The following is an 11700-nucleotide window of genomic DNA, read 5'->3' on the forward strand; positions in this document are numbered from 1 at the left end:
CGGGCCGTATGTCGATAAATACCTCAAAGGTGTATCGTCCGTATCGACGGAAAACCGCCTGAAAGTCCTGCGCCTCATCGAAAACCTCTGCCTGGGCACGGCCGCCGTCGGCTACCGGACAGAATCCATGCACGGTGCCGGCAGCCCGCAGGCACAGCGCATCATGATTTCCCGTCAGGGGAACCTGGAAATGAAGAAAGAACTGGCCAAGAAGATTGCCCATATTGAAGAATAACCTCTGAGCCATAGCAACATGCTCCGCATAGGGGTATAAACAGAAAGTCCCATGATAGCTCCGGCTGTCATGGGACTTTCTGTTCATCTGTATTTTGGATGCAATAATACAAATTGTGCATAACCGGATTGACAATTATGGATAATCGACGTATAATTAAATCACTAGCATACCAATATATTGGTATGTCTCCGATCGGAACAAGTGAATAGGGATGAATGAGAGAGGTGAAGTAACATGACTACGTTACAATCAGAAAAGCCGACGAAAGTCCGCTGGATGGTCTTCGGCTCCTTACTGGCATTATGTACGGTAAACTATATCGACCGTGCCGTTATTTCTATTTGTATGCCTTCCATTGAAGCAGATCTCCACTTTGGTCCTGCTCTGGTAGGGGTCATTCTCAGTGCCTTTTTCTGGGGCTATACGCTGATGCAGATTCCTTCAGGCTGGATTGCGGACCGTCTGGGGCCGGGCAAGACAATCCTGGGGTCCGGGATTTTGTGGGGTGTATTTCAGGTCATCACCGGCTTTTTGAGCAGCAGTTCTGCTTTTATGGCTGTACGGGCACTGCTCGGTGCATCGGAAGCCCCGATTTATCCGGCCAGCAGCAAACTCCAGTCTGTGTGGCTGACGAAGAATGAACGTACCCGTGGTGCAGCTATTGTCGATGCCGGATCGGCTCTCGGCACAGCTATTGGCGGGCCACTCATTATTGCCTTCCTTGCCTGGTTTGGCGGCTGGCGTGGTGCCTTGATGGGGGCCGGTGTCTTTACGATGGTAGTAGTCCTCATTTGTTATAAATTCGTTCATACGACACCGGATACGAATAAAATGATCAACAAGGCTGAACGGGAATATATCGATAATGCCCTGAAAGCTGAATACGAAAGCGAACAGATGGCCAGTGGCGGCAAAACGTCACTGGGATTGCCACGGTATCTGCGCAGTGTCACTTTCTGGGGCATGGTCCTGGGATTTGTCTGCTATGACTGCTTCTGGTATGGTCTAATGACATGGGGGCCTATGTATTTATCCCAGGTATTTAAAGTCAATTTCATGGCTGTTGGCGGTTCTATTTTCATTATCTTTGGCTGTGGTGTTATTGGTTCCCTCTTTGGCGGCTATATGATTGATACGATGTGCATGAAATATGACCCCAGCAAAGTCGTTAAGTATGCCCTGGCAGGTCTGGGAATCGTGATGGCAATCGCCATGTATCTTCTCAGTACGGCTACATCCATGACGCTGGCTATCGTGTATATGTCTGTTGCCATGTTCTGTGAAAAATGGGTTGGTGCGACGTTCTGGATGATGCCGGCTGCTATTTCGCAAAAAGATGATGTCGGCATTGTTGCCGGTGCCATGAACTTTATGGGCAATATCGGCGGCGCCATCGTACCGATTCTCGTCGGTATGATTGTCACACTGACGGGATCGTATTACTGGGCTATTATCCTCTTTATGGCCTTTGCCATCGGACTCTGCATTTTCCCGATTGGCATCAATATGAACAAAAAAGTTGGTTCTGCTTCCTGATTATCGTACTTTGCTCTAGTAAAAACCCTCTATTCCATGTATACTGGATAGAGGGTTTTTCTCTGCCGGCTGTTAAGCGAAACCAACCTGCGGGACGGTTTTGTTCCAGCTGCTTTTTTTTGGAATCAGGGATATAAAAAATGTTACAGGCCTGTTTAGGTTTTGTTTAGATAGAAGCTGTATACTGTCACTATATAGGATACAGTGGGAGGAAATGAATATGAATTGTGCCATACGGCGTCATCAGCGTCTGATTTTTTTTGTTTTATTGTTTGCTGCGGTTTTCCTGTACCTGGCTCATATTGGTTCCTATCATCTGATTGAATTAGATGAGGGAAGATATCACCGGGTAGCCATGGAAATGGTTCTTTCCGGCGATTACATTACGCCTCATTTTGACTATATGCCGTATTTTGAAAAACCAATCTTTCAGTATTGGATAACGGCTCTTTCCATGGAACTCTTTGGTTTCCGCGAATTTACGGGACGTGTCCTGCCGGCACTTTCGGGATTGGGGAATGTCCTGCTGGCCTTCTGGCTTGCCCGGGTAATGTACAACCGTCGTACGGGCGTTATGGCGGCCGTCATTCTGGCAACGTCAGCATTGCAGCTCATCGTCGCTTCCATCGGTGTCCTCGACATGGCGCTGACTTTTTTTATTGATGCCTGCCTGGTCACCTTTTATGTATTTGAGAGAACGGAAAATAAGAAATATCTGCTGCTATTTTATGCATTCATGGGGTTCGGAATGTTAACCAAAGGGCTGATTGCCATCGTGTTTCCCTGCGGGATTATTTTTTGGTATGCCCTTTGTACGAAACGGCCCCGCCTGTTCCTGAAATTGTTTTATCTGCCGGGAATCCTGCTGTTCCTTGTCATCGCTGTGCCGTGGTATTATATGGTATGCCAGCGGAATCCTGACTTTTTTTACTTTTTCTTTATCCGTGAACACTTTCTCCGCTTTGCTACCAAGATGCATGAACGGTTTCATCCCTGGTATTATTTTGTGCCGGTCCTGCTGGCTGGCACGATGCCCTGGACCGGGTTTTTATTGACTTTTTTCAGCAAAAAAGGCATCCTGCGCCGGCCGGGTACCCTGCGGCATCGGCAGGATATTTTGTTCCTCGGACTTTGGGCAGGCCTTATTTATGTTTTTTACAGCATTTCTGATTCCAAACTGCCGACCTATATTCTTCCCTGCTGGCTGCCGTTATCGGTCCTTCTGGCAGCATCACTGGAACGGTGCCGGAGAGAAAAAGACTGGCTATGCCACAGCTTTTTTGTAAACTCCGTGCTCTGTTTGTTATTTACGGCTGGCGGGATTGCCTATCTCATGCATACGGATTTCCTGACTGTGCCAGATTTCCTGAAAAATGGCGGCCTGCTCATCGCGTCCCTTCTTGCAGGTACGCTGGCAGCCTGCTGGTCTTATAAAAAGCGCCGCAGTTTCTTTGCTGTTTTCCTGATTCTAAGCTGTATGGCCTATGGCTTCGGACTTGGCGCCCATCAGGTGCAGGGGCAGATCCATGATCACCAGTCAGCTTATCAGGTCAGCCAGGATATTAAGACTCTGCATCCGTCGGAAGATACGCCGATTATTATGTACGGTTCTTTCATTCCGGGGCTGGTATATTATCTGGACCGGCCCGTGGCGGCTGCCAATTTTATGGGTGAACTGGAGTTCGGCATTCACCATACGGATCGTACGGGGATGTATTATGGCAGTAAGGAACTGTATGATGTCTGGCATAGCAGCCAGCCGGTCATTGTCGTAGTACAGCCGAAATACCTTGAAGAGGCACTGAGTGTCCTTGACGGGAATATATACCAGCGTATGGAAGAAGAGGATTATACCGTATTGATTAACCGGCCGTTGAAAGAGGGCGTATTGCCATGAAGCGTATAGACATTCTCGTACCCTGCTACAATGAAGAAGCAGTACTCCACCAGTTTTATGAACGGACCAGCTCGGTTCTGGAACAGATAGAAAATTACCAGTTCACTTTTATCTTTGTCAACGACGGCAGCCGCGATCGTACAATATCGATTATCCGGGAGCTTTATGAAAAAGACGCCCGCGTTTCTTATATTTCTCTATCCCGTAACTTTGGAAAGGAAGCGGCTATGCTGGCTGGTATGGATTATGCTGATGGCGATGCCCTGGTCATCATGGATGCTGATTTACAGGATCCGCCGGAACTTCTGCCGGAAATGATTGCCTGGTGGGAAAAAGGATACCGTGATGTCTCAGCCCGCCGTCGCTGCCGGGAAGGAGAAACATTTTTCAAAAAATGGTCGAGCCACGTATATTATAAATTGTTGAAAAAACTGACGTCCGTTCCCGTTCAGCAGGATGTGGGCGACTTCCGCCTTCTGGACCGCCGCTGCGTCCAGGCTTTGTGCAGTCTGCGGGAATGTCAGCGCTATACCAAAGGGCTTTTCAGCTGGATCGGTTTTGAAAAGAAAGAAATTCTCTTTGATCGTCCGCCCCGGGCCGCGGGCAAAACGAAATGGAACTACTGGCAGCTTTTTAACCTCGCGGTAGATGGCATTACCAGTTTTACGACGGCCCCATTGCGGGGGGCTTCTTTTGCAGGCTGTCTGCTGGCCTTTCTGGCGGCTTTATATATGTGTTTCATCGTCGTACGTACACTCGTATACGGCGGTGATGTAGCCGGGTATCCGTCCCTTATTTCGGTCATCTTGTTTATCGGCGGCGTACAACTCATGTTCATGGGAATTATGGGGGAATATATCGGCCGTATTTATAATGAAAGCAAGGGCCGCCCGCCTTATATAGCAGAGGAAAGAGGCGTAAAAAGAAAAGAGAAATCATAGGAAGTGAAATGAACTGACCCCCATTCGTTAGATTTTTAGGTCTAACTTTTGGGGGTCACTACAAAACCGCCTCACGGGCGGTTTCTTTTATTTTCCGCGGCAAACATGGTACAATACAACTAGTATGTATCCAAGTCCGCCCTGGCAGACGAGAAAGAAGGGGACCGCCATGATCGATAGAGATAAGTTGAAGGACATTCTGACTGAATATAAAAGGGATTTTCCCCAGCGCTGGCCGTTGGAAAAGTATAAGTGGGAAGCTGTGCGCTGTTTTCAGACGGCATGGGACTTTACGGCCCGGGATTTTGAAGAAATGTTTACGGCTGCTACGGCCCGGACAAAGGATTTGCTTACGTCGGTTAATTATTATCCCCGCGGGGTTATGCGTGGCTTTGCGGCCGTCAACCGGGATGCGACCAAGGCTATGTTTTCTAATCTTTTTGACGAAAAAAAGGACCTGGCGGTCCGCGTAGAACGGTTCCGGGAAGATGCCGAACATATCCGGCGGGAATATGGGGAAGGCATCTGGAAGCAGCATTATCAGAAATTGAACGCCATCAGTACGTATTTGTGGCTCCGTTATCCCGACCGGTATTACCTGTACAATTATTCCGATTGCCGTGTCGTAGCGAAAGAACTTCATAGTTCATTTATGCCTCACCGCGGTGCTCATGCAGGAAATCTCATCGGTGCCTATGGCCTTTTTGATGAAATCTGTGATGCCATTCAACAAGACAGCGAACTGCAGACGGTGTACAGGGCGCAGCGCCATGACAACTGCTGGGCTGACACCTCGTGCCATACGCTGACCGTCGACCTTTGCATGTATATCAGTCGTATTTATTCGAAAAAAGGCATCGGCAGTGGCGATCCGGACTGGCTGCCCATTGGGTACAGCCCGGAATTGTCTGTTCAGGACTGGGTCGCTTTATTGCAGGATGATGCCGTATTTACGGAAAGCAGCCTGGAAGTGATGCGGCGGTTCCTCGATTTTGGAGGAATGGCAACATGCCGGCAGTTGGCCAATAAATATGGTGAGCCTAAAAATTTTTATAATTTCTGTTCTGTTTCCCTGGCAAAACGGGTAGCGGAAAAAACGGATTGCAACGTCCTGACTACAGAAGACGAAAGCGCCAAATGGTGGCCGATTTTATACGTGGGAAAGATAGATGAACACAATGCCGATGGCGGATATATCTGGAAATTGCGGGATGAACTGGCAGAGGCCCTGCAACAGGTCGATTTGTCGCGGGTAAATTTATATGCGCATGTATCTCTTCCTGAAGGAAGGCATGCGGCCTGGTGGTTTAGTGTCAACCCCGTGTTGTGGAGCTTTTCTTCTATGGGCATAGGGGAACCGCGCAGCTTTTCCCTGTATAATGAAAACGGCAATAAGCGGCGCGTTTTTGAAAATTTCCTGGCTGCACGAAGCGGGGACTTCCTTATTTGTTATGAATCATCGCCGGTGCGCCAGATTGTAGCTATTGGAAAAATTGTCAAAGAAAGCGACGGTGAAAATATCTATCTGGAAAAAGTGGAAGGTCTGGTACATCCTATTGGATATACGGCAGTGCAGGCTGTGCCAGAGCTCCGGCGGATGGAATATTTTGAAAATCCCCAGGGAAATTTATTTAAATTGACCCGAAGTGAGTATACGTCTATCATGGATCTTATCCGTGATGAAAACCCGGTGGATCACCAACGGGTGGTTAAGCCTTATACCCATGATGATTTTATCCGGGAAGTCTATATGAGCCGTGGCCATTTTGCTACTCTGATTTCTCTTTTGAAGCATAAACAAAATATTATTCTGCAGGGGGCCCCCGGCGTGGGTAAGACCTACACAGCACGGCGCATTGCTTATGCGATGATGAGAGAACGGGATGACAGCCGCATTGAATTTGTCCATTTTCATGAAAGCTTTGGGTACGACGACTTTGTGGCAGGGTATAAACCTCAGGATACAGGCTATGTGTTCCGGTACGGCATTTTTTACCGGTTCTGCCAGCGGGCCGCCAACATGCCAAACAAACCTTTTTTCTTCATTATCGACGATATCAACCGGGGGAATATCAGCAAAATTTTTGGCGAATTACTGATGCTCATTGAAAAACCATACCGCGGTACATCTGTAACCCTTTCCTGCAACGGAATGCCTTTTTCTGTACCGAAAAATATATATATCATCGGTATGATGAATATGGCGGATACGGTTTCCATCCGCGATTATATCCTGCGCCGCCGCTTTGGATTTTTTGAACTGATTCCCGAATTTGATTCTGATGGATTTCAAGAGTATATGAAGAAGCTCGATAGTGATACATTTACGGCCTTGATTACCCGCATAAAAAAACTCAATGCAGAGATTTCCGAGGATCCCCGGCTGGGACGGGGCTTTTGCATCGGTCATGGGTATTTCTGTGGTCAGACGGAATATACTGAAGAATGGCTCATGGAAATCGTCGATTATGAAATCATGCCACTTCTTTTAGAATACTGGCCGGACAAGCCTGATAAAGTGCGGCATTGGGGACATGTTCTGCGCAGTGTATTTTATGATTGAGGAGACTTACGATGAAACGATATTTGTATCTGCTTTCGCTTGGCCATTTTTGTACTGACTTAAGCGGAGGAGCGCTGCCAGCCCTGTTGCCGTTCCTCGTACTGTATTACGATCTCGATTATGCCGCCGTCGGTGGGCTTATGTTTGCCTCGTCCTTTTTGTCATCGGTCATTCAGCCTGTCTTTGGTTACCTGTCCGATAAGTTGTCCCAATCATGGTTTCTGGTAGCGGGCGTCTTTTTGTCGGGAGCCTGTTTTTCCCTGACGGGATTTTTTTCAGATTACTGGGCTATTTTTACCGTCGTTGCACTCATGGGGGTCGGAGGTTCTATGTTTCATCCCGAGGCAGCCCGTCTGGTTCATGCCGTTTCCGGAAGGAACGAAGGCAAAGCGATGGGAATTTTTTCTGTTGGTGGCAACGGGGGATTTGGCGTAGGGCCGCTCCTGGTCGTCGGGGTTATCATTTCGTTTGGCATGCATGGCATGGTCGTTTTTGCCGGCATTGCGGCTATTATGTCATTGCTTTTCGTACGGACTCTTCCATCGCTCCGGCAGGCTGCACAGCTTGTGTCTCCTTTTCTGACTTCCCGGGAAACCGTTCCAGATAGTACTGTCACAGGAAAAAATGACTGGCGACAGTTTTCCAAGCTTACGGTCGTCATCATATTCCGGGCCATTGCCGTCTCGTCGCTATTTAGTTTTTTGCCCCTGTTCTGTATCAATATGCTGGGAGCATCGGAAGCGGTAGGAAGTCTGGTCCTGTCGGTTCTTTCTCTTTCTGGTATCGTCATGACGCTCTGGGGTGGCAATCTGGCTGACCGGTATGGCTGTGTATGGACACTCCGCCTGTGTTGTATCCTGTTTGTACCTCTCATGATACTGGTCACGATTTCTACACAAATCTGGATGGTCTATGCTCTGCTGCTGCCACTCAGTTTCTGCGTGAGCGGTGCCTATTCGGCTTATGTCGTCCTGGGACAGCGCTACCTGGCACGCAGCATCGGATTTGCATCGGGCGTTACCATGGGGCTGGCTTTCAGTATTGGAGGCATGCTCGTTCCCGTCCTGGGATGGTTTGCTGATATATATGGACTGATAGCAGCAATGGAAATCATTACGGCATGCACGATAGGGGCCGCAGCCTGTTCATTCCTGTTGCCTGAGCCGGCAAATCATGGAGCTGCCTGATAACAAATGCCTGATATGGATACCGGCACAGTATTCTTTCCCGTATGCGCCAGATGAAATGCGGTGATGGTGCTGCAGTAGCCGTTTCTGCCAAAAAAGAAGCCGTCAAAGGCGTATCGACCATTTCCCATCATCATTAATCGCCGTTTATTCCATGTATAGCATAGGATGCAAAATAGAAGACGGACCTGTCAAAATATGGCAGGCCCGTCTGTTGCATGTCCGAATATATAAAAGATTATTTTTCCTGGAAAAATTCGATTTCTTCACCGCAGGGACCGATAGCAAAGGCGATGCGGGCTGGAAAGGGCGGCTGGGAAGCGATAGTGATATCTTTAGGCTCCACAGCAATGGTATAACCTGCTTGACGTACAGCGGCGATGCAGGCATCGGTATCATCTGTTGCCAGAGCAAAGTGATTGACCGACCCGGTTGTGCAGCTGGCACTTCCGCTGGCAAAGATTTCGATGAGGCCGTCCCCCGTATCAAACATAATACCTGCTTTTTCTTCATTACCCCAACGGCGCAGGACCGGAAGGCCGAGGACATCCCGGTAAAAATGAACGGTTTCCTGGAATTTTTCTAAATTGGCACATTTTAATGCAGCATGGTGGATTCCTTTGATTAAACTCATGCTAAGACCCCCTGATTAATGATATATACTTATTGTATCATAGGAATTGTCTGATTGTTACTGCCAGATCAGAAGGAAAATAAAAAACGATCATTCCGGGGCATTGCCTTTTAGGTGGTCCCATGCTATAACGTATACAATGAATAATGATTATTAATTAATATATGATAAAGGAGGAATCCTTATGCGTATAGGTGAAGGTACGATTGAAGAAATCAAGGAAAACGGTCTGGCAAAAGTAAAAGTAAGCCGGGATTTCCTGTATGTAGCTTGCAGTGCCTGTGCCGGAGCCGAACATGTCATGATTATGGCTTATAATGGGCTGGGAGCCCGGGAAGGAGACCGCGTCCGTTACGAAGTAGATGATTCCCACCTGGCCATGAGCTCGTTTATTTGCTTTATCATGCCCCTTCTCCTGGCGGCCGCTGGTGCGCTGGCCGGATATGGTCTGGGAACAGAGACTATGTGGGGGATTGCCGGCGCCGTTATCGGCCTGGCGTTTGGCGTTGCCGGAGTCAAATACTATGACAACCGGTTGGGAAAGGTGATTGATACAAAAGCTTCCATTACGGCCATCCTGGAGGATGGAGAAGATGATAATGAATCCGTAACAGCATAGAAGAACGAGCCTGCCGTATTGATGGCAGGCTCGTTTACTAATAACGTATATGAGTGAACCGGGTAAAACGGTTATTTTGTCAGGGTATTGGTCAGTTCGCCGATGCCGTCGATTTTTACGGTGACCGTATCGCCGGCTTTCAGCCAGACTTGCTTGTCTTCCGGATATCCGAGGATGACTCCTGAAGGCGTACCGGTGAAAATGACGTCTCCCGGTTTCAGTGTCATATATTGGGAGAGGTAACTGACGATAGTGGCACAGTCGAAAATCAGGTCATTTGTATTGGAGTCCTGACGCGGCTGTCCATTGACAAAGCTCTGGACCTGGAAATGAGCCGGATCTGCTTCTGATGCGGGTACGATGTATGGTCCCAGAGGAGCAAAGCCGTCAAAGGTTTTGCCGATAAGCCACTGGGGGGTACGCATCTGCAGATCACGGGCAGAGAAATCGTTTCCGATGGTATAGCCGAAAACATAATCGAGGGCATCTTCTTTACGTACCATGTGGGCTGTTTTCCCGATGACGATGACCAGTTCGACTTCATAATCGTATTTATACGCCGTGTCAGGCAGGACGATATTTTCCTTGTGGGCATTCAATGCATTATTGAACTTGCTGAACAGCGTAGGATAGTCGGGAATAGGCAGCTTGGATTCTTTGGCATGAGCCGCGTAATTGAGGCCGATGCAGAGAATTTTTTCGGGATTGAGTACGGCCGGGGCAAAGCGTACCGTATCTGTATCGACAACCGGTCCGTTTCCGGCAGCTGTACGAATGGCGTCCAGGGTATACGTCCCATCTATGGCAGATTGCATTGTGGCTGGAATAGCCGGGTATCCACCAGCAGTAGCGTCGCGGGCCGTGCCGTTTTCGTCCATGACGCCGAGATGGATTTCGGTGCCTTTGTAGAAATTAAATAGTTTCATAAATGAATCCCCTCCTCTGGCTTTCTAGAATACTAGTTCATTCCATTATAGCATATTAAATATAAGAAATATAGAAATAAATACTTTGTCAGAAAGAAATGGGTGAGAATTCTGTAATTTCTTCCAGTGCCCGGACAAATGATTCGAGTTCCTTCTGATCATTTTCTGAAAAGCGATTGTAGATGGGACTGTCCATATCGAGAAGAGCTACGACTTTGCCGTCATGGTGGATAGGGATGACGAGTTCTGAATTGGAAGCGCTATCACAGGCGATATGACCTGGAAAAAGATGAACATTGTCAATCCGCTGGGTAGCATCTTCCAATACGGCCGTACCACAAACGCCCTTGCCGATAGGGATGCGGATGCAGGCGACTTTTCCCTGAAACGGCCCCAGAAGCAGACTGCCCTGATTTACGATATAAAAACCTGCCCAATTGATGGAAGGGAAGCAGTCCCAGAGCAGGGCAGACGCGTTGGCAAAAACAGGAAGCCAGGATGCATCGGCTTCTGCCAGTGCCCGCAGCTGTTTATTCATCAATTCGAAATTTATCATGGTATTGTACTCCCTTATTATAAAAAATTGAGTGAATTAGTTCAGACCTTATTATACTACAGGTAGCGCTGATTCTGCATCCTTTTCCGGGAAAAGTCAGAAAATAACTACAGAATCAGATAACAAAAAGACTGCCCTGTGAAGGCAGTCCTTTTGTTATTGGTGCTATGATTCCGACAGACCGTGGAACTCATGTATTCCGTCATGGAGAGAGCGGCATCATGGCTGGAAGTAAATTGTTTTTTCAAATGGTACTTTGACGGGATGACCTTCATAGGTCATAGGAGAAAAACGCATTTGCCATAGTGCCGATTCAGCCGCTTCTCGGAAGCCCAGGTTGGGTGGGTTAGAGAGAATCGAAACTGATTCGACAGAGCCATCCAGGCCGACCAATATATGTGCGGTGACAGATACGGTTTTGGCATATCCGATGGATCGGGCTTCATCGGGATAGACGGCCCGGGCATCCTGCAGAATCTGATAGTCGATGCCGGAGGCGTCGGGAGCGGTATACGATCCGTCGCCATTATCAATGAAACCGGCTCCTAAACCTCCGCCAGTTCCGTTACCGCTTCCATCACCTTCACCAGCACCGTTACCGCT

11 protein-coding genes are annotated in these 11700 nt (G+C 48.2%); 7 read left to right on the top strand and 4 right to left on the bottom strand.

From position 1 onward, the window contains the following. The 6 genes from B2U90_RS00780 to B2U90_RS00805 all read left to right on the top strand — a co-directional run. Window positions 1-235 (top strand): 4-hydroxyphenylacetate 3-hydroxylase C-terminal domain-containing protein (locus tag B2U90_RS00780; RefSeq protein WP_292016846.1); only part of this gene is annotated, 235 nt, incomplete at its 5' end. Window positions 236-472: 237 nt separating this feature from the next. After that, entirely contained in the window at window positions 473-1774 is a 1302-nt protein-coding gene (locus B2U90_RS00785; protein ID WP_059076151.1) for an MFS transporter, read from the top strand. Between the two features lie 220 nt (window positions 1775-1994). Then, window positions 1995-3671, top strand: coding sequence for a glycosyltransferase family 39 protein (locus B2U90_RS00790; RefSeq protein WP_113855269.1), 1677 nt, complete (start codon window positions 1995-1997; stop codon window positions 3669-3671). Next, window positions 3668-4612 (top strand): glycosyltransferase family 2 protein, encoded by a 945-nt coding sequence (locus tag B2U90_RS00795; protein ID WP_292016847.1) that lies wholly within the window; start codon window positions 3668-3670, stop codon window positions 4610-4612. The genes B2U90_RS00790 and B2U90_RS00795 overlap by 4 nt, the downstream gene beginning before the upstream one ends. A 169-nt stretch (window positions 4613-4781) precedes the next feature. Next, the gene (locus B2U90_RS00800) at window positions 4782-7175 is read left to right on the top strand and encodes an AAA family ATPase (RefSeq protein ID WP_059076148.1); all 2394 of its coding nucleotides are present in this window, start codon (window positions 4782-4784) and stop codon (window positions 7173-7175) included. A gap of 11 nt (window positions 7176-7186) precedes the next feature. Beyond that, window positions 7187-8362 carry an MFS transporter gene (locus B2U90_RS00805; RefSeq protein ID WP_292016848.1) on the top strand — a complete coding sequence of 392 codons (1176 nt, stop codon included), beginning with the start codon at window positions 7187-7189 and terminating at the stop codon, window positions 8360-8362. 238 nt (window positions 8363-8600) lie between these two features. Here B2U90_RS00805 and B2U90_RS00810 read toward each other — a convergent pair whose 3' ends face one another. Beyond that, window positions 8601-8996 carry a VOC family protein gene (locus B2U90_RS00810; protein ID WP_113855272.1) on the bottom strand — a complete coding sequence of 132 codons (396 nt, stop codon included), beginning with the start codon at window positions 8994-8996 and terminating at the stop codon, window positions 8601-8603. Window positions 8997-9180: 184 nt separating this feature from the next. Between B2U90_RS00810 and B2U90_RS00815 the strand changes: the two genes are divergently transcribed. Beyond that, window positions 9181-9615 carry a SoxR reducing system RseC family protein gene (locus B2U90_RS00815; RefSeq protein WP_059076145.1) on the top strand — a complete coding sequence of 145 codons (435 nt, stop codon included), beginning with the start codon at window positions 9181-9183 and terminating at the stop codon, window positions 9613-9615. A gap of 71 nt (window positions 9616-9686) precedes the next feature. On the opposite strand, the gene B2U90_RS00820 is transcribed toward B2U90_RS00815, so the two are convergent. The 3 genes from B2U90_RS00820 to B2U90_RS00830 form a co-directional block, all read right to left on the bottom strand. After that, complete coding sequence (locus tag B2U90_RS00820; RefSeq protein ID WP_059076144.1) at window positions 9687-10541, bottom strand: fumarylacetoacetate hydrolase family protein; 855 nt, start codon at window positions 10539-10541, stop codon at window positions 9687-9689. Window positions 10542-10629: 88 nt separating this feature from the next. Beyond that, window positions 10630-11097 (bottom strand): GAF domain-containing protein, encoded by a 468-nt coding sequence (locus B2U90_RS00825; protein WP_113855273.1) that lies wholly within the window; start codon window positions 11095-11097, stop codon window positions 10630-10632. A 219-nt stretch (window positions 11098-11316) separates the two neighbouring features. Further along, window positions 11317-11700, bottom strand: a 384-nt coding sequence (locus tag B2U90_RS00830; RefSeq protein WP_292016849.1) for an energy transducer TonB, incomplete at its 5' end; no start/stop codon positions are given.

Origin of the sequence: Megasphaera sp. UBA4233, assembly GCF_002395615.1 — a bacterium.
Classification (GTDB): domain Bacteria; phylum Bacillota; class Negativicutes; order Veillonellales; family Megasphaeraceae; genus Megasphaera; species Megasphaera hexanoica.